Annotated in this window: 23 protein-coding genes and 1 pseudogene; 3 read left to right on the top strand and 21 right to left on the bottom strand. The window is 39.7% G+C overall.

Features of this window, described 5'->3' with window-relative positions:
* Positions 1-92: 92 nt before the first annotated feature.
* From DPF93_RS09635 to murB, 6 genes are all read right to left on the bottom strand, one after another.
* Entirely contained in the window at positions 93-1,568 is a 1,476-nt protein-coding gene (locus DPF93_RS09635; RefSeq protein WP_244204705.1) for a sensor domain-containing diguanylate cyclase, read from the bottom strand.
* Between the two features lie 242 nt (positions 1,569-1,810).
* Entirely contained in the window at positions 1,811-3,454 is a 1,644-nt protein-coding gene (groL, locus tag DPF93_RS09640; RefSeq protein WP_114765982.1) for a chaperonin GroEL, read from the bottom strand.
* Between the two features lie 74 nt (positions 3,455-3,528).
* Complete coding sequence (locus DPF93_RS09645) at positions 3,529-3,819, bottom strand: co-chaperone GroES (RefSeq protein WP_075650048.1); 291 nt, start codon at positions 3,817-3,819, stop codon at positions 3,529-3,531.
* Positions 3,820-3,993: 174 nt separating this feature from the next.
* Positions 3,994-4,338, bottom strand: coding sequence for a DUF3135 domain-containing protein (locus DPF93_RS09650; protein WP_114765983.1), 345 nt, complete (start codon positions 4,336-4,338; stop codon positions 3,994-3,996).
* Between the two features lie 78 nt (positions 4,339-4,416).
* Positions 4,417-5,379, bottom strand: a complete 963-nt coding sequence (gene birA, locus DPF93_RS09655) for a bifunctional biotin--[acetyl-CoA-carboxylase] ligase/biotin operon repressor BirA (RefSeq protein ID WP_114765984.1) — start codon at positions 5,377-5,379, stop codon at positions 4,417-4,419.
* Positions 5,376-6,422: a UDP-N-acetylmuramate dehydrogenase gene (gene murB, locus DPF93_RS09660; protein ID WP_114766082.1), complete on the bottom strand. Its 1,047-nt coding sequence runs from the start codon at positions 6,420-6,422 to the stop codon at positions 5,376-5,378. The genes birA and murB overlap by 4 nt, the downstream gene beginning before the upstream one ends.
* A 73-nt stretch (positions 6,423-6,495) precedes the next feature.
* On the opposite strand from murB, the gene DPF93_RS09665 reads away from it, so the two are divergent.
* Together DPF93_RS09665 and pssA are read left to right on the top strand one after the other, a co-directional pair.
* Positions 6,496-6,924, top strand: coding sequence for a GNAT family N-acetyltransferase (locus tag DPF93_RS09665; RefSeq protein ID WP_114765985.1), 429 nt, complete (start codon positions 6,496-6,498; stop codon positions 6,922-6,924).
* Positions 6,925-7,033: 109 nt separating this feature from the next.
* Positions 7,034-8,374, top strand: coding sequence for a CDP-diacylglycerol--serine O-phosphatidyltransferase (gene pssA, locus DPF93_RS09670; RefSeq protein ID WP_114765986.1), 1,341 nt, complete (start codon positions 7,034-7,036; stop codon positions 8,372-8,374).
* Between the two features lie 54 nt (positions 8,375-8,428).
* On the opposite strand, the gene DPF93_RS09675 is transcribed toward pssA, so the two are convergent.
* From DPF93_RS09675 to DPF93_RS09725, 11 genes are all read right to left on the bottom strand, one after another.
* Positions 8,429-10,345, bottom strand: a complete 1,917-nt coding sequence (locus tag DPF93_RS09675; RefSeq protein WP_114765987.1) for a polysaccharide biosynthesis protein — start codon at positions 10,343-10,345, stop codon at positions 8,429-8,431.
* Between the two features lie 63 nt (positions 10,346-10,408).
* Entirely contained in the window at positions 10,409-10,957 is a 549-nt protein-coding gene (locus DPF93_RS09680; RefSeq protein WP_114765988.1) for a sugar transferase, read from the bottom strand.
* A complete protein-coding gene (locus DPF93_RS09685; protein WP_114765989.1) occupies positions 10,954-11,925 on the bottom strand; it encodes a UDP-glucose 4-epimerase family protein in 972 nt (323 codons plus the stop codon). The genes DPF93_RS09680 and DPF93_RS09685 overlap by 4 nt, the downstream gene beginning before the upstream one ends.
* Positions 11,922-13,076, bottom strand: a complete 1,155-nt coding sequence (locus DPF93_RS09690; protein ID WP_164675346.1) for a glycosyltransferase family 4 protein — start codon at positions 13,074-13,076, stop codon at positions 11,922-11,924. Before DPF93_RS09690 ends, DPF93_RS09685 begins: the two co-directional genes overlap by 4 nt.
* Positions 13,054-14,190, bottom strand: coding sequence for a hypothetical protein (locus tag DPF93_RS09695; protein WP_123777532.1), 1,137 nt, complete (start codon positions 14,188-14,190; stop codon positions 13,054-13,056). Before DPF93_RS09695 ends, DPF93_RS09690 begins: the two co-directional genes overlap by 23 nt.
* Complete coding sequence (locus DPF93_RS09700) at positions 14,156-15,028, bottom strand: glycosyltransferase family protein (protein ID WP_114765992.1); 873 nt, start codon at positions 15,026-15,028, stop codon at positions 14,156-14,158. The genes DPF93_RS09695 and DPF93_RS09700 overlap by 35 nt, the downstream gene beginning before the upstream one ends.
* A 13-nt stretch (positions 15,029-15,041) precedes the next feature.
* Positions 15,042-16,139, bottom strand: coding sequence for a glycosyltransferase (locus DPF93_RS09705; protein WP_114765993.1), 1,098 nt, complete (start codon positions 16,137-16,139; stop codon positions 15,042-15,044).
* 84 nt (positions 16,140-16,223) lie between these two features.
* Positions 16,224-17,108 (bottom strand): ATP-grasp fold amidoligase family protein, encoded by an 885-nt coding sequence (locus tag DPF93_RS09710; protein ID WP_114765994.1) that lies wholly within the window; start codon positions 17,106-17,108, stop codon positions 16,224-16,226.
* Positions 17,109-17,177: 69 nt separating this feature from the next.
* Positions 17,178-18,446: an oligosaccharide flippase family protein gene (locus DPF93_RS09715; RefSeq protein ID WP_114765995.1), complete on the bottom strand. Its 1,269-nt coding sequence runs from the start codon at positions 18,444-18,446 to the stop codon at positions 17,178-17,180.
* Between the two features lie 75 nt (positions 18,447-18,521).
* The gene (locus DPF93_RS09720) at positions 18,522-19,535 is read right to left on the bottom strand and encodes a glycosyltransferase (protein ID WP_114765996.1); all 1,014 of its coding nucleotides are present in this window, start codon (positions 19,533-19,535) and stop codon (positions 18,522-18,524) included.
* 44 nt (positions 19,536-19,579) lie between these two features.
* Positions 19,580-20,458 (bottom strand): FkbM family methyltransferase, encoded by an 879-nt coding sequence (locus DPF93_RS09725; RefSeq protein WP_114765997.1) that lies wholly within the window; start codon positions 20,456-20,458, stop codon positions 19,580-19,582.
* A 352-nt stretch (positions 20,459-20,810) separates the two neighbouring features.
* On the opposite strand from DPF93_RS09725, the pseudogene DPF93_RS09730 reads away from it, so the two are divergent.
* A pseudogene (locus DPF93_RS09730) lies at positions 20,811-21,839 on the top strand (IS3 family transposase).
* Positions 21,840-21,887: 48 nt separating this feature from the next.
* Here DPF93_RS09730 and rfbC read toward each other — a convergent pair.
* From rfbC to rfbB, 4 genes are read right to left on the bottom strand one after another with little or no spacing between them, the layout of a single operon-like run.
* A complete protein-coding gene (gene rfbC, locus DPF93_RS09735) occupies positions 21,888-22,442 on the bottom strand; it encodes a dTDP-4-dehydrorhamnose 3,5-epimerase (protein WP_114765998.1) in 555 nt (184 codons plus the stop codon).
* A 2-nt stretch (positions 22,443-22,444) separates the two neighbouring features.
* Positions 22,445-23,320, bottom strand: a complete 876-nt coding sequence (gene rfbD / locus DPF93_RS09740) for a dTDP-4-dehydrorhamnose reductase (RefSeq protein ID WP_114765999.1) — start codon at positions 23,318-23,320, stop codon at positions 22,445-22,447.
* Entirely contained in the window at positions 23,320-24,207 is an 888-nt protein-coding gene (rfbA, locus tag DPF93_RS09745; RefSeq protein WP_114766000.1) for a glucose-1-phosphate thymidylyltransferase RfbA, read from the bottom strand. Before rfbA ends, rfbD begins: the two co-directional genes overlap by 1 nt.
* A complete protein-coding gene (rfbB, locus tag DPF93_RS09750; protein WP_114766001.1) occupies positions 24,207-25,283 on the bottom strand; it encodes a dTDP-glucose 4,6-dehydratase in 1,077 nt (358 codons plus the stop codon). The genes rfbA and rfbB overlap by 1 nt, the downstream gene beginning before the upstream one ends.
* Positions 25,284-25,531 lie beyond the last annotated feature (248 nt).

Here is a 25,531-nt window from a genome sequence, read left to right on the forward strand (position 1 = left end):
GTTAAATGCCATCCTTTTTTATTTCTGTCGCTCTCCCAAACGGCTTGGCGTTACCAATCAGTGAGCACAGTTAAACTTGATAGAGGAATCGCTTAGCCATTATCTATGTCGATAATGATACGATTTTTCCCGGCTTTTTTCGCTTGGTAGAGCAGTTTGTCAGCCGCGACAATCCCACTGCTTTGCCAGAGCTGCGATGCACTTTTGAGCTTGTTCATTTTGTAGATAACCGCGCCACCAGATGCCGTGACGGGGATGGTTTCATCACACAGGCGAATTTCTGGAGAGCTAATATCCATTTGTACGCGTTCCAGAATTAGCTGAGCTAATTCTGCTGATTCGCAAGTTACCGCAATCACGAACTCTTCCCCACCAAAACGAGCAATCAGATCGCTTTGACGCAGGCTATTGCTTAATAGCTTTGCCACTTGGCAAATGATGTCATCACCCACTTGATGCCCGCAGCTGTCATTAATCGTTTTGAAGTTATCGATATCAAACACCGCGATCGCCAAGTACTGACTTGCTGGCAGATCTTTTAACTTAGCTTCGAAGCCACGACGATTAAGTAAGCTTGTCATTGGATCAAGCATGGCCAATTCTTTGAGTTGTAAGTGGGTCACTTGGGTATAGCGGAACCAAATAATACACAAAGCCAAAATGTAGAAAGAGATCAACGCAATTAAACGTTGCCGTTCCACTTCAAAGATATGCCATAGGTGAATGCGCTTGGGCTCATGAACAGTTAGATATAGCCCCGTTTCTTTACCGTCCACCAGCACAGGCTGCGAATAGGTAAAGCTAAACACATCTTTATTATTAGCGCCCTGCTCTTCAGTGAGTTGATAAGCTCCAATATAGTTTTCGATTAAATGGTCTAAATCATTGTCTATCGCTAGGACGCCTTTGAACTGACCATCAACATAGATACCGCGAGTAATTGTCACAACACGCTTACCTGTCATGTAATCTTGATAGTCTCCGGTATAAATCACACTGTCGAAGTTTTCAGAGCAAGCAACGGTTCTAACCCAATACGGTCGGGTTGAAATCACTTTATCAAATGCATCGCCTTCGATTGCTTGGGCAAAAGCTTTGGGCGAAGAGATGATGAACTTGCTGGTAGAGATGAAGTAGATCGATGATATGTGGCTAATACTTTTCGCAAAGTACGCCATCGATGGTGCAACAAATAGGCGTCGATACGCTTCCTGAAATAAAAGGGAGTGGTTATTACACATCTCTTTGGGTCCAGAGAACATAAAGTCGTACTCTTTGCCGGTATGTGATTTACCACCAAAATTACAGGTGTCGCCATTGAGCTTGATCGTATGTGGCAATACATAGCGATCATTTTGCAGCGGATAGAGCGACGTAATGCTGTAGTCCAAGGCGTTAATCACTTGGCTCGTGTCTTCCAGCAGTCTTTCTACTCGCTGTTTTTGTCTTTCATACTTCTGCTTCGATTCTTCTGCTGAATCGAGGACTAAAAAAGTCAGTATGATAATAAAAAGTGTTGTGATCCCTACAAACAGTCTTTTGTATCCTATTTTATCGTCGGTAATCACTTAATCTTGCTCAAATTCGCTACCTAACAGTGACACATTGAATAACGCACTGTTTATAAAGTACTTAATTTATTGAGGGTCAACCTCAACTACGGCGCACCAAAAAGCCGAAGCATAGGCTTCGGCTTTTTTAGTTCTGCACAGGATGAGTCATCATCTACTCGAATGACGGAGTGTATACTTACTCACCAACCCATTCAACGATTTTATAAATGTGACCATCACTGAGTGAGAGTGGATGATTACATCATACCGCCCATGCCACCCATGCCGCCCATACCACCCATATCAGGCATACCTGAATCTTTTTGTGGTAGGTCAGTTACCATTGCTTCTGTCGTGATCATTAGACCCGCAACAGAGGCTGCAAATTGTAGTGCACTACGCGTTACTTTCGTTGGATCTAGGATACCCATCTCTAGCATGTCGCCGTATTCACCCGTTGCTGCGTTGTAGCCGTAGCTGCCTTCGCCTGCTTTCACGTTGTTCGCAACCACTGACTCTTCATCACCAGCGTTACGAGTGATTTGACGGATTGGCGCTTCCATTGCACGTAGTGCAACGCGGATACCAACGTTTTGCTCTTCGTTGTCGCCTTGTAGGTCAACAATCTTAGATGCTGCACGGATAAGTGCTACACCACCACCAGCTACTACGCCTTCTTCAACAGCAGCGCGAGTCGCGTGTAGAGCATCTTCAACGCGGTCTTTCTTCTCTTTCATTTCAACTTCAGTTGCTGCGCCAACTTTAATTACCGCAACACCACCAGCTAGCTTAGCCACACGCTCTTGAAGCTTCTCTTTGTCGTAATCAGAAGTTGCATCTTCGATTTGCTGACGAATTTGCGCTACGCGACCTTGGATCATCGCTTCTTCACCAACACCGTCGATAATGGTGGTGTTTTCTTTCGTGATAGCTACGCGCTTCGCTTGACCTAGATCTTCAAGAGTGACTTTTTCAAGCTCTAGACCTACTTCTTCAGAGATAACTGTACCGCCAGTTAGGATCGCGATGTCTTGCAGCATTGCTTTACGACGATCACCAAAACCAGGTGCTTTAACCGCAGCCACTTTCACAATGCCACGCATGTTGTTCACTACTAGCGTTGCCAGTGCTTCGCCTTCTACATCTTCAGCGATGATCAGTAGTGGACGAGAAGCTTTTGCTACTGCTTCTAGCGTTGGTAGAAGTTCACGTATGTTTGAAACTTTCTTGTCTACAAGCAGGATAAATGGGCTTTCTAGATCAACAGAGCCTGATTCTTGGTTGTTGATGAAGTAAGGAGATAGGTAACCACGGTCGAACTGCATGCCTTCTACAACATCAAGTTCGTCTTGTAGTGCTTGACCTTCTTCAACAGTGATAACACCGTCGCGACCTACTTTTTCCATTGCTTCAGCAATGATGTTACCTACGCTTGTATCTGAGTTTGCAGAAATGGTACCTACTTGCGCGATAGCTTTAGTATCTGCACATGGTACTGATAGCGTTTTTAGCTCTTCTACTGCTGCGATAACGGCTTTATCGATACCGCGCTTAAGATCCATTGGGTTCATACCCGCAGCAACGGCTTTAAGACCTTCGTTTACGATAGCTTGCGCAAGTACTGTTGCAGTTGTGGTACCGTCACCCGCTGCGTCGTTTGCTTGAGACGCAACTTCTTTAACCATTTGCGCGCCCATGTTTTGGAACTTGTCTTCAAGTTCGATTTCGCGCGCTACCGATACACCATCTTTAGTGATAGTTGGTGAACCAAAAGATTTATCTAGAACTACGTTACGACCTTTAGGGCCTAGTGTTACTTTTACTGCGTCAGCTAGGATGTTCACACCTTCTAGCATTTTTACGCGTGCGTCATTACCAAATTTAACGTCTTTAGCAGCCATCTTTGATTTCCTTTCTAAATTCTTTAAGTTGAGTTCGTTATGAATCAGAGTAAAAAATTACTCAATGATTGCTATTACTCGACAATAGCCATGATGTCGTTTTCAGACATGATAAGGACTTCTTTTCCGTCGATTTTCTCAGTTTTCGTGCCGTAGCCTTCTGCGAAAATAACAGAATCACCAACTTTAACGTCCAAAGGTAGAACAGTGCCATTTTCTAGGATGCGGCCTTTGCCAACAGCTAAAACAACACCGCGAGTCGATTTTTCCGCAGCAGAACCAGTAAGCACAATGCCACCTGCTGACTTAGATTCAACTTCTTGGCGCTCTACGATAACTCGGTCATGTAATGGACGAATGTTCATCGGTCGTCTCTCCTGAAAATTTCCATGTGATTTGATAATTGCTTTAAATCAACTTTAAAGCCTTGTGATGAAGATATATGGGCAAAGGCAGCAAACCCAAGGGGATAAGAGGTTATTTTTGTGAGTAAGACAACAAAAAAGGGCTCTAATGAGCCCTTTGACTATCATTGACGCTTAACGCCAATCAGGAAAGCGTTGTTTGAGCGAAACGACGTTCACATTTTCATCGTTTTCGCAGTTTGGTAAGTCGCTGCCTTGCAACGTTTGCTGAAACTTCTGCACTTGCTTGTGCAGCTCCCTTGAGAGAACAACATTGACGTGATGTGGATTCTTACAATGACCGACAAGCCTATCAATATGGCTTTGCTGCGCCCACAGCCTTGGCTGCATATCTTGAGATGCTGCGTTTATCATCTCTTGGCACTTTTCACGCTTTAATTGCTCAAAGGCCGCCTCATCTTCTTGGACGAGTTTTACGAGCTCATCAAAAGATGGCAATTTTTGGTCAGGTAGTAACATTGCACCCTCACATAAGCTGGCTTTTATATTGAGCCTAGTTCATATGAGGGGAATCGTTGCTTAAACCTTGTCTTACTTTTAAGACGCACTGCCTCTTAGAGAAATTTCACCACCAATGTAGGTTTCTAAGCCTTGCGCTGTTTCAATTAACACCGCACCTTGCTCATTGATGCCGCGCGAGACTCCGGTTACTTCACGGTTACCCATAATTAAGGTGATATCTCGATCTAAGAAATTATCTAAGCGATTCCAACGCTCGACAAAACCGTGCATACCCGACATTTCATAATCGTTCAATGCACTTTCAAGCGTATTGATCAACTCGGCAGCAAGTTGGTTGCGATCTATCTCATGATTGGTGACATCATTTAAACAAGACCACGGCTGAGTGATCCCTTGCGCATCTGTCGCCATACGCAGGTTCATCCCCATCCCTATCACCAGGTGAGCTGCAGAGCCCGCTTGACCAGACATTTCAACCAAGATGCCGGCTAACTTTTTATCTTGGTAATAGAGATCATTTGGCCATTTGAGTTTGATACCTGAAATGCCTAGTTTTTCCATTGCCTCAACGATTGCAACGCCAACTACTAAACTTAACCCCATCGCCCCTGCCATGCCCGCTTCTAAGCGCCAGTACATCGAAAGGTAGAGGTTGCAGCCAAATGGCGAAACCCATTCACGCCCACGACGACCGCGCCCTTGGCTTTGGTATTCAGCCAAACATACTGAGCCTGAATCGAGACTATGTATGCGATCCAGTAGGTATTGGTTGGTCGAGTCAATCACAGGGATCAAGGCAAGCGGCACATTAACATTCGCCTCAAGCTGCTGCTGATCCAACAATTGCATTGACTGAGCAAGTTTATAACCTTTGCCTTGCACACTAAACACATCCACACCCCACGCCTGAATGCCTTTAATATGCTTACTGACTGCTGCGCGAGAAATGCCAAGCGCCACTCCTAATCCCTCACCAGAGTGGAAACTGCCGTCGGCGAGCATGCTTAAAATCGACAGTTTAATGGAGTGCTCTTTCATTGCACTTTACCTCGCAGCTCGACAAGATTGGTTTCATGTTGCGCGCCCATAAAACGCACTTCATGCTCCAGTTCTATCGCATATTTTTGCCACACGGTTTGACGCACGTGATCAGCAAGTAGCACTACATCTTGCGCGGTCGCATTTGAACTATTCACCAGCACCAAGGCTTGGTTCGGGTGCACTTGCGCCCCGCCTTGCGTAAAGCCTTTTAAACCACATTGATCAATCAGCCATCCTGCTGCCACTTTAACGCCCTCTTCGACTGGGTAAGCAACCAAGTTCGGGTATTGTGCGAGTAGAGCTTGATACTGCGCTTGTTCAATTACAGGGTTTTTAAAGAAGCTCCCTGCATTACCGGTGACTTGTGGATCGGGCAGTTTTTCCATACGAACTTGGCAAACTTGTTCAAAAATTTGTTGTGCAGTGACGGTTTCAACACTAAAAGACTGCAGTGGACCGTAAGCAATACAAGGCTGCCATGCTTTAGCGAGCTTGAAGCCAACCGCGACGATAATCGCTTTGCCAAACAGCTGGTGCTTAAAAATAGAATCTCGATAGCCAAACTGACACTCATCAGCCTGCATGCGACGAATGGCAAAAGTTTCTAAGTCGACTACATCGACATACTCACAAACATCTTTGATCTCTTTGCCGTAAGCACCGATATTTTGAATCGGCGCCGAGCCAACACAGCCTGGAATTAAAGCTAGGTTCTCTAAGCCAAAGTAGCCTTGCCCTACCGACCATTTCACCAAATTTGGCCAATCTTCGCCGCCTGCAACATGCAGATGCCATGCGTGCTCAGTTTCGCTAACCTCTATCCCATGTAATTTGTTAACCATCACCACGCCTTGAAAGTGCTCGGTGAACAGCATATTGCTGCCTTTACCCAGCATCAACTTAGGCAAAGCTTGCCATTGTGGCGCTTGATAGACCTGCTGAATGTCCTCGACAGAAGCGACCTCAACAAGTGCGTCACAAGTTTGCTCAATAGAGAAGGTATGAAAGCTACGTAAGCTGGCATTGGTTTGTATTTGCATGGGATTTGATTGCATCAGGCAAGTTTCGTCATTTACACTGCCGCCATTCTACATAGATATGACTGGATAGAGAATGCGCCAACTAAGAATAGAAACGCTAGATCCAATAAAATTGCCGTTAGTCGCGCGTTTGTATAAAACGCACTACCCTTCCGGTAAAGCCAAAAGCAACGAACTCACCATTGCTGGCTATCTAGAACATCAACTGGCGTGTGTAGTGCGTTTTCGCCCTATCGAGCAATACCAACTGCTGACTGGCATGTTAGTGATACCTGAGTTGCGTCAATTGGGGATCGGTCATCAGCTACTTAACCACTGCCAAACTAAAGTATGCACCACAGATACATATTGCTTTGCCTATCCACACTTGGAAAGCTTCTATCAGCAGCACGGCTTCATCACTCTATCACCGGATAACCTGCCAAATAGCTTAAATCAACTCTTTACCCGCTACACTGGAAGTGGGAAAAGTCTCATTCCTATGCATTTTCAAGTAGATTGAACATGAACTATGAGCCATTTCTGGTAATCAGGGAGTGAGATTTGCTACTATCCGTCTTCTGCTTTTTGGCAGACGATTGTGTCGCCATTTTTGAGGTTAATCTTTCAATATGATCGCTAACAGGTATTCTTTAAAGCATCTTCCTACCATTGCTCAAGATCCCGCTCACTTCGAAGTGTTATACGCCGCTAAGGATTTTCGTACTCGTTTGATTGAAGCGATACGTCAAGCCAGCAAACGTATCTATCTTGTCGCTCTTTACTTGGAAGATGATGAAGCAGGTCGTGAGATTCTTAGCGAACTGTATCAAGCCAAACAAAGAAACCCTGGTTTAGATATCAATGTCTGTGTCGACTGGCACCGAGCACAGCGCGGTCTTATTGGTGCTGAAGCCAGTAAAACCAATGCCGGCATGTACAAAGCATTCTCAGACCAATATGAACACAAAGTGCCGGTTTATGGCGTACCTGTACGTGGTAGAGAAGTGTTTGGCGTACTGCACCTCAAAGGTTTTATCATTGATGATTCGGTGATTTACAGCGGTGCAAGCCTAAACAATATTTATCTTAACTACCAAGATAGATACCGCTTTGATCGCTACCATGTGCTGCACAACCCATCATTGGCAGATTCCATGGTTGAGTTCGTGCAAAAAGAGATGATTGCTCATCCAGCAGTGAACAACTTAGCTTGCCCAGCCAAACCTGAGACCAAAGAGATTAAAGCCAGCATTCGTCAATTACGCGCTTCGCTAGCCAAAGCCGAGTATAAGTTTGCTAACCAAGCGATTTCTCAAGACCAAGTTGCGGTCACGCCGATTGTTGGCGTAGGCAAAAAGCGTAACAAGCTAAACCAAAGCATCAATAACTTGTTGGCTTTGGCGCAAGATGAAATTTTCATCTGCACCCCTTACTTCAACTTCCCACGCAGTGTAGCGAAACAAATCAAACGTGCGATTAAGCGCGGCGTGCGCGTAACGATTGTCGTGGGCGACAAAACCGCGAATGATTTCTTTATCTCACCAGAGCAAGAATTCAAAACCATCGGTGGCTTACCGTATCTGTATGAACGTAACCTACGCCAGTTTGCGAAAGCCAATGAAGCGCACATTGCCAGCCGTCAACTTTCCATTCACCTTTGGAAACATGATGCCAACAGCTTCCATCTAAAAGGTATATGGGTCGATAAGCGCTACATGCTACTCACAGGTAACAACCTCAATCCACGCGCATGGAAGCTCGATTTAGAAAATGCGATTTTAGTGCAAGATGATTACAATCATCTGACTGAGAAATTTGATAAAGAAGTGGAGAACATTCTCCAGCACACTCAACTTATCTGCACTTATAAACAGCTAGAAAAACTAGAAGACTACCCAGAGGTAGTACAGAAGCTCATGCGCAAGATCACTCGTGTTAAAGCGGATCGTGTTTTGAAGCAGATTCTTTAAACGTATTCAATTCAATAGTAAAAAGCGCCAACAGGCGCTTTTTTCTTTTCTTCTTCAAGCTACTTCTGTTTGGCTTTGTCGCCAAACTAAGTCACCAATTCCATCTGTTGGAGTGAAATCGGTAGGTGCATCAAGCAGCAACTGTCTTATCTTTTCATGCTCGAAGTTGTGACATGCTTCGTCAAGGTCTGATAACAAAGCTAGATATTCATCGATTGGCAGGAACCTTTCACTCGCAGTCATGATCCGCTCATGCGCGGTCGCTTCAACGTTATCTCCAATAAGCAACTCTTCAAACAGCTTCTCTCCAGGACGCAGACCGGAAAATTTGATTTCGATGTCTCCGTGTGGGTTATCGTCATTTTTCACTTCCAAACCGGAGAGGTGTATCAAATTAGTCGCCAAATCCGTAATTTTGACTGGCTCTCCCATATCAAGCACAAATACATCCCCTCCTTTACCCATTGCGCCAGCTTGGATAACTAATTGAGCCGCCTCAGGAATGGTCATAAAATAACGAATAATATCCGGGTGAGTAACTGTAACCGGTCCACCTAAAGCAATTTGCTTCTTAAACACCGGAATTACCGATCCAGACGAGCCAAGTACATTGCCAAAACGCACCATACAAAAACGCGTTCCACCAGACTTAGCATTTTCTTGCGCCGCTAAGGCTTGCAGTCCTAACTCAGCCATACGCTTGGTAGTGCCCATTACGTTCGTTGGACGCACTGCTTTATCTGTAGAAATAAGAACAAACGACTCAACGCCTGCCTCTACAGCTGCTTTCGCAGAATAGAATGTACCGAATACATTGTTTCTCACACCTTCAACGACGTTGTATTCAACTAAAGGTACGTGTTTATATGCTGCTGCATGGTAAACAGTTTGGACACCGAAGCTTTTCATCACCGTAGCCAAGCGGTTAATGCGCTGTACTGAGCCCAGTAAAGGAACAATTTCTACCGTTAATCCTTCCTTATTAACAAGTGCATTCAACTCCCTATCAACTTGGTAAAGAGCAAACTCAGACAGTTCAAATAAGACTAACTTTCGAGGCTTATTGCGAATAATTTGGCGGCACAACTCAGAGCCTATCGAACCGCCAGCACCGGTAACCATGACAACTTTTTCTTTAATGTTTGCTTCCATGAGAACCTGCTGAGGCGAAACCGCATCTCGACCCAATAGATCTTCAATCGCAACATCTTTTAACTCATCAATTTTCGCTTTCCCGTCAACAATATCTTTCATGTCAGGGACTGTTAATACTTCTGCTGGGAGATGAACTAACGAGTTTAAAATTTCCTTGCGACGAGAGCGGGAGGCACTTGGGACAGCTAATAAGATTTGCTCTACATCATAGCGTCGAACCAAATACTCAACCTTGCTAGAGTTACTTACAGCAATTCCCATCAGCACAGTATTCTTCAATGTTTTATCATCATCGATAAAACCCACTACTTTATGAGTATTTGAGTTTCGTAGCGCAATAGCTAGTTGACGACCTGCAGAACCTGCACCATAGATCAGCACTGGTTTGCTACCCTTTGTATTTGCTTGAGTAACCAAAACACGCACAATCAGCCTAGAACCACCACATAATAGACAAAGGAAAGCAGCATAAATTATTGGGACAGAGCGGGGGACATAAGCATCAAAATAGAAGGCTAAAACAGCTACTGATATTGCAGAAATCAGCGTACCGAAGCTTACAACTGCTAATGCATGAAACGTAAGGTAACGTAAAACTGCCCGGTAAAGCCCCAGTCGAACAAATGCAAGAATAGTCGTAATCAGAGTACCGACTATCACATACCGGACCAATGGATCTGATAGTGGAACTATATTACCAACTCGAGCCCAGTACGCGATAAAAAAAGAAGCAATGACAAAAATAGTATCTATAACGATACTTACTAGACGTTTGTTAAAACGTGATAGATTCCAGATGATATTCAGTCTTGTCATTGCATTCTCTCGAAACGAAAACGCCAGTATATCACTGGCGTTTATGAAATTTTTGGGTTGAGGTTACTTTACAGCATCTCCGCTTCCACTCCCCGTAACAGTCATGATTATATACTGAAAATAGCTTTGTACTGTTAACGTATCTATCATTTTTTTATCTGTTTTAGCTAATAAGCTCGGCGTAGACATATCGATGTTTTGTACCTGAGCCAGCCCAGTAATACCAGGTAAAACATCATAGACTCCTAAGGCATCACGTTCAGAGATTAATTCTTCTTGGTTAAATAAATTTGGACGTGGGCCAACCAAACTCATTTCACCTTTCAGCACATTGATCAATTGCGGAAGTTCATCAATTTTAGTTTTTCGTAAGGTAAGACCAAATTTAGTAATGGACGTAGTGCTCGCTAAATGGCTAGCTACCGATTTCGTTTCTATCGTCATAGTACGAAACTTAACGAGCTTGAATGGTTTTTTATTTCGCCCTACTCGTTCTTGCACGAAAATAGGAGAGCCTGTATCAAAAAATCCAATAATCGAAACAATGACCAATATAGGCCATAGACATAACAGGCCAAAGAAAGCAGCTAAAATATCAAGTGTACGAATCATTTCTTAGTATCCTGTAATTTTGATTTTAGAAACCAATTGGCAGTCTTTTCAAAGCCTTCGGAAAGTGTTTGTGGTGGATACCAATTAAGTGTTTCCTTAGTGTGGGAGATGTCCACTTGAAGCGAACCAACTAATCTATCTACCGAAGATTCCTTATTCAGTAGTTTTCCAAGTACCTTAAAACACCATATTGGTACTGGTATTTGCCAATTTTTCCTGCCAAGCGCTTTTGCCATTTCTTGAACCATACCTAATGTAGATACATCATGATCATCGGAGACCAAAAAAACCTGATTGGAAGCTTTAGGGTGCTTTATACAAGTGATAATCAAATCAACTAAGTTATCGACTGAAACCAAGCTACGCAGGTTGGTGTTTATACAACCGAATGGAAGAGGGAAGCCTTTGGATACAACTTTCATTAATGCTGAAAAATTAGCCTTGACGCCGGGACCATAAACTAAAGTAGGTCGAATAATAACAATCTCTAAACCAGTTTCCTCCGCAAGCTCAAGGAGTAGTTCTTCCGCTTCAGATTTTGATTGCCCATAAAAGTCAGACGCAGCACGAATATCACTTTCTGTAAAAGGGTTACGATTAGAAGTCGACTCACCATTTACTTTTACCGAACTAATAAATATAAAGCGCTTTACTCCACTTGCTGAAGCTTGCCGAGCTAAGTTGATTGTTCCAAGTGTATTTATATCTCTATATTGTTCCAGCGAATCAGCTCCTCGCCCATTCATTACATGAACGCGAGCTGCGCAGTGAATCACATAGTTACAACCGAGAAGCGCTGATCTGTAATCTCCTGCACTATTAATTTCTTTCCGAAAAACTCTATGTTCATCTGTAACTGAAGTTTTGAGAGTTCTATTTAATAGAGATAGATCGTACTCATCTAAGCGATCAATTAAACTATTGCCGATAAAACCACTAGACCCAGTCAACAAAACTCTTGCTTTCATGTTGATTCCTTGTTATTCAAACCATACAGTTCAAAAAACGCTCTCACTATAACTTCATGGCTAAATAGAGCTAAAGCAATCTCCCTACTGGCTTTCCCCATCTGATTCAAGAGAGCACGATCTGATTCTAACTTTACTAGTGTACTTACAATAGATCCGGAATCTCTAGCGGGGAAAAGCAATCCATTTTTTCCATCGAACACCATTTGCCGACACCCTGGCACATCAGACGTAACAATTGCCAAACCACAAGATGCAGCCTCTATGAGTGATTTTGGTAGTCCTTCACGATAAGATGGAAGGCAAGCGACATGTGCTTGCTGGTATATTGATGAGACATTATTGCTGTGACCTAAATACTTAACATATCCTTGTTGATGAGCATAATCAATCTCCTCTTTGGACATTGACGATATATTGTTAGAGTCAACACTCCCTACAAGCAGCAATCGAACATTACTCCCCATTTTTTTTAGTGCTTTTCCTGCTTCAATATACTCTGCAACCCCTTTATCTCTGAGTAATCTCGCGACTAAAACGACGATTAATGGGCCACCGATTAGTGAAGGTTTATCAACTTGATTCAGCGGAGAGAACAAAGATGTATCAACTCCAGCACCATTAACGAGAAAACTACATTTTGGCGCTACGATATTCTGCAAGCAAAATAACGATCTATCATCATCATTTTCAAAAACCACCTTTAAGGATTTCAAAGATAAAGCAAACCTATATGCTTTCTTTAAAAAGAACCAAGCCAAATTCCCCTTAATGGATTTAGATAGTGAAGCAGATCCTAAACCCGTTATAGATGCGATTAATGTTGAAGGACGCAAAAATGGGAAAAGACGCATCAGAGAGCCTACATAAATCACAGGTTTTATTGTAAAAGAATGCACCAAATCCGCCTTAATGCTTCTTAATACTTTAAAAAGATTAAATATAAAAACAATTTCCTTGAGTGGATTTACACCACTCCGAGAAAGATCTATTTTAATAAAATTAATTCCACAAGCCTCAATCTTATCTCTAGAGTTGTCATCACCACATATTACACATACCTTCGCACCGGATAAAATGACACTCTCAGCCAAGACCAAGAAGTGAGAAACAAAAAAATCTGATGAATTAATTACATAAGCTACTTTCATTGGACGCCCCATCAAAAGAAACCCTTCTCAACAACTTATTTTGATATATAACAAAGAAACAAACATACACTGATAAATAATTGAAAATCCTTAATCTAATTGCAGTACCTAAATTATCATTACCCAGCAACCAAATCGCAGAATAACAAGAAAAGAAGATCACCAAGAAGTCCACAAATTTATCAGAGTATTGTTTATTAACCACAACATATAACAAAAAAATTAAAAACGGCAACGATTCAAAAATAAAGACCACTATAGAAAGCGCGTTTAAAAAACGCATACCAAGCAACTGAGAAATAAAGCTATTAGCAAAGTCAACAACAAAATAATACCACGAATTAAATGTAATACCTAAATTTGTACCCGCGTTAATAAATTCATGGAAGAAAATATCCCTATATGATAGGATGGGATTAAGGTAGCCGAGCATATAAAAAACCTGGAGGCACAATAAACACGCAACGAGTAGCCACTTTTGAATTCGCCAAGAAAACCTATAGTAATTAAAAAATAACAAGGCAATAAACATAGAGAAGCCCAAATATGGTCTTAATATATATAACACCCCAGAAATAGCAATACACATAAAGTAGCAAACACCAATCACTACACCATCTTTACTCTCCGTAATTTTCTTTACCAAAACCAAACATAATGAAAACAAAAAAACCATTGCAGCTTCACGATAGATGTCGGTGGAATATAAAAAAAAGCTCGGATAAAGGCTAATAACAACAAAGCATGCGGCGAAAATTTTCTTAGATATCGAATCTCTGATATCTTTAACCACCACCATTGACATAATTAGAGGAATAGCAACGATAGATAAGAATCCAAATAACCACGTAATACTGAATCTAGAATAAAAACCAATTTCATTTAGCTTGTGTAGGAATATTCCCCAGTTCGTTGGACTACCTTCTTCAATAAGATTTACTGCAAATTTATGATAGTAATTAGCATCACTCCCTAAAAATTCAAAACCATAATCAGACATACTAAAGAACAAAAAAAATATCGTTTTCGATAAAACAATACAAGCAACAAAATTACCGTTAAGAATCCTCATCAAAACCTCATGGCAAATAACTTTCAATTCTTGAGATTTCAATAACCTCATCCCAAGACAATACTTTTGATTTTGATGCTTTAATAGTTAGAGATGTCAACTTATGAAGCTCATCCAAGAATATAACATCCACATCATTCTTCTCGCAATATTCTTCAACCCAAGAATATCTATTTGTAACAACCACACGTTCACAGGCTAAATATTCTAGAAATTTAGTAGATGTCTGCATGTTGTATGGATATATATCTGGGACATAGTTTAATCCGACATGAGAGCTTCTAATTAAGCTAGAAATTTCTTCATAATCAACTTTGCCAATAAACTCTATATTTTCATTTCCAGAATACCTACTGATTAGAAAGTCACTAGCTAAGCCAACCAATGCAACTCTCGCATCAGGTCTAAACTTTAGTATCGAATCTATCGCCAAGTGTATACGTCTAGCTTGTTCCATTGAGCCAACATAGATGAAATCCCATTTAATATCATGTGTTTGTTCTTGACACTCAAAAAATGAACGCCCTACTCCCATATCTCTCGTAACACTAGGCACCTCATCAGAAAAACCCATTTCATTTTTAACATTAACATTCAAGAAAACCCTTAAGTCTGGCTTGCAAATAAATACTCTTTTAATGAAATTCTTAATCTTTGATAATGGTGGTGTGCTAAGCGATGCATATTCATGAATTACAAACTGATCAACTCGATATCTCTTACCGCTGGTACCCATAAAGTACCAAAGTATATCATACCGACTTAAATCCTCAGACTCACATACGATACTTAAAGTATAGTTGCTGGCAAAGAATTCTTTATACGCATTTAACTCTGGTAGATACGCCTTATTTAATGTGACTAAACCAATACTTTTCATCTATTATCTTACTTTATAACCCTAACTGTTTATCAATTAACTGCCTATATTTTCCCATTATAACATCGAGGTGATACTTAGAAGCATCAAAAGCATTGCATACAGCATCTTTGCTTAAAAATGAGGCAAGTTGTTCTTCATCCCCTACATCAAAAATAATTCCGCAATTGTTGTATGCGATAATCTCAAAGTTAGCTCCGGGTGAATTGCTAGCAAAAACTTTCAGGTCGAGTGAAAGAGCTTGCAGTAATGAGTTGGGCATACCTTCGTACTCACTAGATAATATAAAGCCTTTGCAGTATCTGTAGTACCTAAATGGGTTATTTTTAAAGCCCATAAAATAAACATGGTCTGATATATTAAGCTCTCTGGTTAGCTGTATAAGATTATCAAGTTCTGGTCCTGCACCAAAAATCATCAATTTAGTTTTTAGCTTATACTGACGATTTAGAAGTGCTATCGCTTTGATCGTCGTGTCGTGTCTTTTATGAGGGACTAACCTAGCGGCTGTACAATAGTATTTAAAGTTATTATCAAAGATAAAATCAGACACTGGCTCAAAATACATTGACTTTAGTTTTTCAATATCTACAGGGTTGTAAATTACAGAGATTTTATTTTCTTTTACACAAAGAAGCTCGACAATATCTTTCTTCATATGATTGGACAGGGCTACTATTTTGTCCGCATGAGGGTACGTGAATTTTACAAGACTTCGCTTGACCCAACTATTCAAAACTCCAGCGTTGGCTAATTCAGAAGATAGTGTATTTGCCTCTCTGATAATTACTTTTGGATTCACAAGTGAAAGTTTACTAGCTAACACAGCAATAGCGTTACATTCTTTCAAAGTAGAAAATACCAGATTTGGTCGAATCTCTCTAATTACACCAATCAAAGGAAAAAAAGATGACAATACATGACTAGAACCAAGCCCAATAACAGTAATGCATTTATCTAATCTTTTGAGAAGTATACCTTCATTTTTAACCAATGCTATACTTACATTGTAACCATGTTTACATAAATAGTTAGCAACGGTTACAATCACATGCTCAGCCCCTCCCGGGTTGAGATCATAAGTAAATAGTAATATCTTTTTTTCTAACATAATCTTCAATTTTTCAGCACTATCATATATTAAGTAAGGCTTGATTTGTCACTATAAACTTTTTAATCTAGGTTTAAACTCTTATTAAAAGCTAGGGTCGCTCTTCCAACACTGACCTAACCATTTATCATACATATAATGAGAAAAGCACTCTTGTCCAGAACCATGTGCAAATGTAAGTTCCCCAAAAAATATTTCACCATCAACATTATATAAATCTACGCGTACATAACTAAATGGTTCAGCTAACAATTTTGCAACTTCTAGCATAGTTTCATAGTTCTTTGGTTTATCGATTTTAGTTAAAATACTTGGGTACTCAACAGAAAATGGAATGTAATTGAGCTCTTCATCATAAAAGCTCCTATGATGGCAAGTACTTCTATCAAAATCAACGTGAAGTATTACTTTGTAAAGCCCATTTTCCTGTTTAAAAACGTGGAACTTATAGTCTTTAATGTCAACATCTCCAGCTTCAGGCTCTAGTTTTCTTTCAATTAAAATCTTGGGCTCAATTTTACTATACCAGGGTTCAGAGTTCTTTTTCCCGAAATCCACTTTTAGCTGTAAGTTTACAGATTCACACGCTTTAGCTATATACTCATCAGAGCAATCTCTCGAGATTATATATACAGGCCCAGAATTGTGGTTAGCCTTAAGTACACAATCCCCCTTTTCTTTTAATATTTCAATTATTTCTTCTGGGCTAATTGAATCACCTACAAAATAATTTTCTATTAGGAATTCATTACCAACAACCTTGGAGACATAATCTTTAACGAGAATTTTGTCTGAGCATAATGAGAACAACTCATGCTTAGGTTTTCTCTTTCGATAGTTTATTTTATCGTTATATGTATTAGGGTTGTAGAAGTTAGGAATATAGCCATTCTTCGCAAGAAACTTGACATAAAAATATACAACTCTCACTAATTTTATTTTATAAAATAATTTCAATACAGCTCTCATTAAAACCTCACCAAACACATCAGTGTAAATTTAAATTGAAAAACATTTAATACCTAACCTCTAAGACATTTAACGAATAAAAGAATACAATCCTGTCAATCGATACACACTAATTGCCATTAATACATTCCAAACCGTCAAACCAATTGACACAGAAATTGCTGCTCCCATTGCTCCATAGTTTGGTATTAGTAAAAACATAGCTATTACGTTCACCACGAGAGATACAGCTAGAGATCTTAGCGCGCTATTTTCATGGCCTGTCATATTCAAAACCACTGCAGCAGAACCCATCAACACATTAACAATTTGCCCTGCAGATAATATTATAATTAGGGGGTACGCTCTGATATATTCCTCTCCGAATACCATATCAATTATTGTATTTCCAAAAAAAATCAGTAGTATAAGAACAGGGACTGAAACAATAGAACTAATACGCACACTTTGAGTAATATAGAATTGGGTTTTACTTATATTCCCTTCCGTAAATGATCTAGCTATATTCGGCATAATTACACTATTTACAGCATATAAACTTACAGAAATAAGAGAAACAGCTTGCAATGCAACTTTGAAATATGCAACTGAACTATAGTCATCCAATGCACCCAGAAGAATAGGGGCTAGTTCCATATTTATATTTGCAATAAGGGACATGATACCAAAAGGAATGAGATTTATGCTCCAATCCTTAAACATATAAATAGCACTGGAAATGGATGAATTCCTTTTATGCTTTAATTTTAACAGAAAAAAGCCAATAACTGAGGATAACAATGCAGAACCACAATAACTCACAATTAGTATATATGCAGACAAATACCCATAACTTACATAGTATATCCCAGAAAAAACTATTGATAGCAGTGGTATTAGTGCCTTTTCAAGCATTTGAGATAAAATTGGATACCTAAAACCATTCAAACCACCACTTTGGATTATTAAAAAACCCCTACTAGGAATGATAATGCATCCAATTATTAATAATGGAATTACATCATCATCAAACCAATCAAAGTAAATAGAAAGACTAACAAATGTAATGGATATACTAGACACTAATATGACGTAACCATACGACCAATTAATTATCCCCTTTAATAATCCCCATTTTTTTTCAAATTGATAATTGGCAATTTGTCTTACTAATAATGTAGGAAGCCCTGCAACAACCGGTAAAGTAGCAACGCTTACAATTGACAGTGCATATCCATATAATCCATATTGTTGAACACCTAATAATTTAGCAAAAAAAACACCAGAAACAACTGACAATCCAACACTTGCAACTTGAAAAGATATCGCTTTAATAAACTGAAAGTTTAGTTTTTCCATCTACCCACACTCTATATGACACATATGTCATACTACAAACCTATCTTTCAATATGCATTATACTGATATAAAAATTCAGTCTAAAACAAGTTGTTTTAAACTAGCTATACGCTTAGATACTGTATGATTTTCTTTAATCAATTTGTAACCATTACGCCTTATGTCAATATAATATTCTGGTCTATTTTTATAGTCGCAAATCTTGGCATTAAAATTTTCTTTATTGACAAAAACACAATTGACTCCATCTTTAAAACCAAAACTTACTAAATCAACTGTTTCAAAAGCAAAAAGCAATAAGCCTTGAGATGGTATTTCAAAATATTTTGCCACTGTAATATTATATAATTCATTTGAAGATACCGCTACTACACAAGCATCATAATTTCCTAACCATTCGAAATAATTACTACCCGTGAATTTTTTATTTCCAGAACCAGCATAATCAAAGGAATCTAACAAACCACTATTAAACGCCCACATTCTTAGATCGTATATATTCTTTTCCGTTTTACCGAACCCTAAAACTTCATATTTTAATTCATTAACGTTAGGTGGCGTCAATACATCATCAGCAACACACCAAGGAAAACTAATAACACATTCTTCTGGTATTTTTCCATGGTAACCTGTTTGTAAAAGTGTCTTTTTATATGGTGTAACTATGTGGGTGATATTGTTTCTAGCTAAGTATTTGGGTAGCCATTTTTTTGAGTGTGAATCACTTACTGTAACTAAAACTCTTCTATGTATTTTTGAAAACCTAACTTTAGGAGCGTTCCACCTAGGCTCTAGGCTAACCACATATTTTTTCCTTTTCCCAAATAAGTAATATGAAATGCAAGAACCACAAACCAAAGCACTAGTTTCATTAACAAATCCAAACCAAAGATCTTTCTGAGATGCAACTTGCCATTTTTTATTAAAGAAAAAATCACGAGAACAAATAAAAACAACCTCAGATGAGGCTATTTTTTTTTCTTTACTTCTTTTATACGTACTAAGCAAAGAAATGACATCGTAAAAAATACAGCTAATTTCAAAAATAAACCTTCTAACAAAATAAAAATATTTACCAAGCCTGATCATAAACAAAGCCACCAATGAAAAAAGTATTTAACGCACATGTACTATTACTTTGATATAGCGACTAACATATGATGAAACCTTGCAGGAATCACATCACCTGTAACAATATCAATACGACTTTCCTTATTAAAAACTATTTTCTGTAGCTTATTTATCCGTCTAACCCATTTGTTCGATACTTCATCATCTTCACTGGAAATCCAGTAAATTGTATAGCCTATATTTTTCAGTAACAATGTCGAGAGTGTATCATTACCACCATCTATAAAGTCACTTACACTCTGTTCAAATATAATTACGGGTTTATTTTTCTCTATTATGCTTAAGGACCCCTGTAAAACTTGATACTCCATACCTTCTACATCTATCTTTATGAGCCCTACATTTTCTAATGTGTCCGGTAGATAAGAATCTAACTTTTTGATTGTGATATCGATTCCTCTGCTTTTTTCTCTGCTCGTTTTCGTCGATGCTCCTCCCATATTCGTAGGGTTTTCATAAAGTGTTAAATCTTCTTCTTTATTTCCAATCCCGACATTGTTTATGTTGACATTATTAATTAGGTGCGTATTAAAACTCAACAACTTAAACGTATTAGGATTGGGCTCAAACGAAATAACTTCTTTGAAAAACTTTGAAAACATAATAGTATGATTCCCGATGTTTGCGCCAATATCTATAGCGGTATATTTACTAGTATCAACACCTAACTGATGGAATAACTCCTCTATAATTTCTATTTCTTTTCTTTCATAAACACCGTGAAGAAATATTTGCTCTCCTATATGATCATTAGCAAACACCGCCATATGATGCTCTCTTTCATCTCTGTATAGCTTTGCCTTCTTATTCAAGTACTTAGATATATACACATCTTTGACATAATCAAAACTGTAATAATTTTTAACAGAAAATAGCTTCATAATGTAACTTACAACTCATAAAAGTCCGAGATAACCGCAAACATATAAACTAATACCTATAACGTTAACGCAGATATTTAACATAAAATGGGTGCTTTATCAGATTTTTGACATGCACTTCTTACTTCTCATCAGTATTGAAATCATACCTTAAGCAAAACGCTTGACAACTCCAAACTTATCATGACATCAAGACCTGGCATCAGTAAATCTTTGCGACCTGAAAGTGCTATATTTAACATCAATTTCAGCATAGTGAACACCTTTTTCCAAAAACTGTTTACTAGTTGTTTGAAGCCACCGACTTGATAGATACCTTTTAGTTAGAAAAATAACTAATAGAGAGGTGCTTATGAGCAGCAAGAGATATCCAGAAGAATTTAAAATTGCAGCAGTCAAACAAGTGACTGAAAAACGTCATAGCGTGGCGGATGTTGCAACGCGACTAGGAACAACGAGCCATAGTTTGTATGCGTGGGTTAAACGCTACGGTCCTAACTCCTCACAATACCAAGCGCAATCAGATGAAAGCGCTGAAATTCGCCGACTTAAAAAGGAATTGCAGCGAGTAACAGAAGAGCGAGACACACTAAAAAAGCCTCGGTGTACTTCGCAAGCCAGTCCGGCTGAGGTATGCCTTTATTAAAACGAATCATACAATCAGGTCTGTTCGACTCATGTGTAAAGTCTTTGGAATTCACCCAAGTGCTTATTATTCTTGGCTCAAAAATCCAGATAGTAGACAAGAAAAGCGGCGAAAATACCTTCTCGGACTGATAAAGCAATTTTGGCTGGAGTCAGGCTGTGTATGGTTATCGAAAGCCATACCTCAAAGGTAGTGTCGAAAACATCATTGTTTCTAACAAGCTAGCCCGAGAGTTCAACCCGCACGCGCCCAATCAGTCATGGGTAACTGATAACACATACATCACAACGCACGAAGGCTGGCTGTATCGGGCGGTAGTGATGAACCTGTTCTCTCTGCGGGTACTTAGTTGGTCAATGAAAGCAGAATAACAAAAGAGCTTATCCTTGATGCTTTGCTGATAGCTATTTGGCGTCGTTCACCTATATAAAAAGTGCTCGTTCACTCAAGTCAAGGAAGCCAGTATACCAGCCATGACTGGGGCTGTTTTTGAAACACCATGGACTCAAATCAAGTATGAGTCGCCGTAGTAGCTGTCACGACAATGCGGTAGCCGAGAGTTTTTTCCAGTTACTCAAAAGAGAAACAATCAAACGGAAGAGCTATACCACGAGAGAGGAAGCTCGTATGGACATCTTCGAATATATTGAGATGTTCTACAACATTAAGCGCCAAAATGGTTCCAATAGTCAGTTGTCGCCAGTAAAGTATGAAAACAATATGAAATCAAGTTAAAGAGTGTCTACTGATTTGGTGGCTATTCACATTTGGGCATCCCACGCATCAATCAAAGCATCTAGATTGTTTCAATATAAGCCCATTCGCATCCTTGTCTGATAAACACACTTCTGAACCATTGATTAAAGGCCACTCAATTCCAAGTTCAATATCATCCCATATGATGCTATGTTCAGCATTAGGATTGTAGAAATCCGTACACTTATATACAAACTCAGCTTCTTCACTCGTTACATAGAAACCATGAGCAAAACCTTCTGGTACCCATAACTGGCGTTTGTTCTCAGCAGAAAGGTAGACCCCAACCCATTGACCAAAAGTTGGCGAGTTGCGACGAATATCAACCGCCACATCATACACTTCACCAGAAACCACTCGCACAAGCTTGCCTTGTGTATTCTCGGTTTGGTAATGCAATCCTCGCAAGATACCCTGTTTTGATTTGGAGTGGTTATCCTGTACAAAGGTGGTCGGCTTTCCTGTCACCAACTCTTCAAACCTTTTTTGATTCCATGTTTCCATAAAGAATCCACGCTCATCACCAAACACTTGCGGTTCAATGATCTTTACCTCTGGGATTTCTGTTTCAATTACTTTCATGTTTATCTATATGCCTGAATATTGTCTAATGCAGATCGCCAATCACTTGATTTTATACCGAAAGTACGTTCGATTTTTCCACAATCAAGTTTCGAGTTTGCCGGTCTTTTTGCTGGCGTGGGATACGCAGAGGTTGGAATTGCATTCACTTCTGGACACTGTGGTAAGACGTTATATTCCATCGCCTTACCAAAAATAGTTTTTGCAAACTCATACCAACTTACATGCGGCAAACCAGAGAAATGATACGTTCCGTAATCAATAGCCTCACCTCTACCAATACATTCCGCAATATGAATCAGCGCATTAGCAATATCGCCAGCATAAGTAGGTCCACCAAATTGATCGCTCACAACCCCTAACTGATCTCGTTCAGTGCCAAGACGAAGCATAGTCTTCACAAAGTTATGCCCATTTTCGCCAAATACCCAAGCTGTGCGAAGAATAATATGTTTCTTACATAACTGCGCAGCTAACTCCCCCTCGAACTTACTCTGACCATAAACGCCTTGAGGGTTGGTTGAATCATTTTCTAGGTACTCACCATCCTTGTCACCATCAAAAACATAGTCGGTTGAGATATGTAGTAATGTGGCTCCAGTTTTCTGAGCTGCAATTGCTAAATTTTTCACACCATCACGATTGATAGCAAAACAAACATCTGAATCTGACTCGGCTTTGTCCACTGCAGTATATGCTGCTGCATTGATAATAACCCTTGGCTGAAATTCACCTATCAGCTTCACTACCGAATCTCGGTTAGTAATATCAAGCTCCTCGCGATCGAGTGCTAGTACTGTTATGCCAACCTTATTAGATAATTTATGAGTCAAACAATCGCCTACTTGTCCATTACTACCAGTAATCAGAATCCGCACTACTTAAGTCCCTTATTTAGTTTCTCTAACACTAAGCGAGTTAAATACTGACCATATTCATTTTTCATCATAGGCTTAGCTATAGTCATTAGCTCGTCATCATTTAACCAGTTATTGCGCCAAGCTATTTCTTCTAAACAAGCAACTTTAAGCCCTTGAACATTCTCTATCGCTTGCACAAAAGACGATGCTTCATGGAGGCTTTCATGCGTCCCCGTATCTAACCATGCAAAGCCACGTCCCAGTAATTCAACGTTTAGAGAACCATCTTGGAGATACATATCATTCAATGTTGTTATCTCAAGTTCTCCACGTTGAGAAGGCTGCACCTGTTTAGCCATTTCGACTACGCGATTATCATAGAAATATAAACCTGTTACCGCATAATTTGATTTTGGAACTAGTGGCTTCTCCTCTATGGAAATAGCCTTCATATTTTCATCAAATTCTACAACACCAAAACGCTCAGGATCTTTCACTTGATAGCCAAATACGGTTGCACCTAAATCACGAGACGCTGCTTGCTGTAATGTTTTTGAAAACGACTGGCCATAAAAAATGTTGTCTCCCAAAACAAGGCAGACACTATCTTCACCAATAAATTTTTCGCCAATGATGAAAGCTTGTGCTAAGCCATCAGGGCTTGGTTGAATCGCATATTGCAGATTAATACCAAAATAAGAACCGTCACCTAATAAACGCTTAAAGCTTTGATTATCTTCCGGAGTTGTAATAATTAAGATATCTTTAATACCAGCCAGCATTAGCGTTGAAATAGGGTAAAACACCATTGGCTTGTCATATATCGGTAGTAGCTGCTTTGATACACCACGAGTAATCGGGTAAAGGCGTGTACCTGAGCCACCCGCAAGTACAATTCCTTTCATTATTGCTGTCCCTGCTGAGATACGCCTAAGCGTCCACGTGTATAGGATCCATCAAGCACTCGGGTCCACCACGGTGAGTTCTTGAGGTACCAAGTCACTGTTTTACGAATGCCCGATTCAAATGTTTCTTCAGGTTTCCAACCAAGTTCACGTTCAATCTTTGCAGCATCAATAGCATAACGAACATCATGTCCCGGTCGATCTTTAACGTAAGTAATCAAATCTTTATAGCTTGCCACGCCTTCAGGCTTATTTGGCACCAGTTCCTCAAGTAACTCACAGATGGTCTTTACAACTTCAATATTGGCTTTCTCGTTATGCCCACCAATATTGTAGGTCTCACCAACCTTGCCTTCGGTGACAACCTTATAAAGTGCTCTCGCGTGATCCTCTACGTAGAGCCAGTCACGAATTTGCATACCATCACCATATATAGGTAAAGGTTTGCCATCTAATGCATTTAAGATCATCAGAGGAATCAATTTTTCTGGAAAGTGGTACGGACCGTAGTTATTTGAGCAGTTGGTTACTATAATCGGTAAACCATAAGTACGAAGCCAAGCTCGCACTAGGTGATCACTGGATGCTTTTGAAGCTGAATATGGCGAAGATGGAGCATAAGCTGTACTTTCAGTAAACAGGGCATCTGTTCCATCTAAATCGCCATATACTTCATCTGTTGAGATATGATGAAAACGGAAGCGGGATTTTTTAACTGTATCTAATCGATTCCAGTAGTGGCGTGCGGCTTCCAATAGCGAATAAGTGCCAATGATATTGGTTTCGATAAATTCGGCAGGTCCGTCAATGGAACGGTCAACGTGAGACTCAGCAGCAAGATGCATAACTACATCCGGTTGATGTGCACATAAAATTCTATCTAGCGCTTGACGCTCACAGATATCAACATACTCAAATACGTATCTCTCATTGCTCTCAACTTCCACCAATGAATCTAAGTTCCCTGCATAAGTCAGCTTATCAACATTAATCACTTCATTTTGAGTGTGATGGATTATGTGTCGTATAACAGCGGAACCAATAAAACCCGCGCCGCCAGTAACCAATATTTTCATTGATAACCCTTAGAGTACAAAGTTGTAAGCCAGCTAACTACTATTATTTCGTTAAACGCTGGCATAGAAAGAAAGATAAGTAACCTAGGAATTCTACTAAAATCGAATTTTGTAAGCGACATATTCATCGATTCCTTTTCCGCATTACACAGAAAGTTACCTCAAAAGCTTGATTTATACATGAGTTATTGAATGATATAGTAGCAACATAGTCTGGTTTTATTTCAACTTGCAAATGTTAACATCAA

Origin of the sequence: Vibrio rhodolitus (assembly GCF_003350325.1) — a bacterium.
Lineage (GTDB): Bacteria > Pseudomonadota > Gammaproteobacteria > Enterobacterales > Vibrionaceae > Vibrio > Vibrio rhodolitus.

Bases quoted from the DNA above. Each gene is read 5' to 3' on its own strand.
- murB (WP_114766082.1), bottom strand. From the start codon at position 6,422: ATGCAAATACAAACCAATGCCAGCTTACGTAGCTTTCATACCTTCTCT.
- DPF93_RS09680 (WP_114765988.1), bottom strand. From the start codon at position 10,957: ATGATTCGTACACTTGATATTTTAGCTGCTTTCTTTGGCCTGTTATGT.
- DPF93_RS09650 (WP_114765983.1), bottom strand. From the start codon at position 4,338: ATGTTACTACCTGACCAAAAATTGCCATCTTTTGATGAGCTCGTAAAA.
- DPF93_RS09700 (WP_114765992.1), bottom strand. From the start codon at position 15,028: ATGAAAAGTATTGGTTTAGTCACATTAAATAAGGCGTATCTACCAGAG.
- DPF93_RS09685 (WP_114765989.1), bottom strand. From the start codon at position 11,925: ATGAAAGCAAGAGTTTTGTTGACTGGGTCTAGTGGTTTTATCGGCAAT.
- DPF93_RS09690 (WP_164675346.1), bottom strand. From the start codon at position 13,076: ATGAAAGTAGCTTATGTAATTAATTCATCAGATTTTTTTGTTTCTCAC.
- birA (WP_114765984.1), bottom strand. From the start codon at position 5,379: ATGAAAGAGCACTCCATTAAACTGTCGATTTTAAGCATGCTCGCCGAC.
- DPF93_RS09715 (WP_114765995.1), bottom strand. From the start codon at position 18,446: ATGGAAAAACTAAACTTTCAGTTTATTAAAGCGATATCTTTTCAAGTT.
- groL (WP_114765982.1), bottom strand. From the start codon at position 3,454: ATGGCTGCTAAAGACGTTAAATTTGGTAATGACGCACGCGTAAAAATG.
- rfbA (WP_114766000.1), bottom strand. From the start codon at position 24,207: ATGAAAGGAATTGTACTTGCGGGTGGCTCAGGTACACGCCTTTACCCG.
- DPF93_RS09710 (WP_114765994.1), bottom strand. From the start codon at position 17,108: ATGAGAGCTGTATTGAAATTATTTTATAAAATAAAATTAGTGAGAGTT.
- DPF93_RS09705 (WP_114765993.1), bottom strand. From the start codon at position 16,139: ATGTTAGAAAAAAAGATATTACTATTTACTTATGATCTCAACCCGGGA.
- DPF93_RS09725 (WP_114765997.1), bottom strand. From the start codon at position 20,458: ATGAAGCTATTTTCTGTTAAAAATTATTACAGTTTTGATTATGTCAAA.
- rfbC (WP_114765998.1), bottom strand. From the start codon at position 22,442: ATGAAAGTAATTGAAACAGAAATCCCAGAGGTAAAGATCATTGAACCG.
- DPF93_RS09675 (WP_114765987.1), bottom strand. From the start codon at position 10,345: ATGACAAGACTGAATATCATCTGGAATCTATCACGTTTTAACAAACGT.
- DPF93_RS09645 (WP_075650048.1), bottom strand. From the start codon at position 3,819: ATGAACATTCGTCCATTACATGACCGAGTTATCGTAGAGCGCCAAGAA.
- DPF93_RS09665 (WP_114765985.1), top strand. From the start codon at position 6,496: ATGCGCCAACTAAGAATAGAAACGCTAGATCCAATAAAATTGCCGTTA.
- rfbB (WP_114766001.1), bottom strand. From the start codon at position 25,283: ATGAAAATATTGGTTACTGGCGGCGCGGGTTTTATTGGTTCCGCTGTT.
- pssA (WP_114765986.1), top strand. From the start codon at position 7,034: ATGATCGCTAACAGGTATTCTTTAAAGCATCTTCCTACCATTGCTCAA.
- DPF93_RS09720 (WP_114765996.1), bottom strand. From the start codon at position 19,535: ATGATCAGGCTTGGTAAATATTTTTATTTTGTTAGAAGGTTTATTTTT.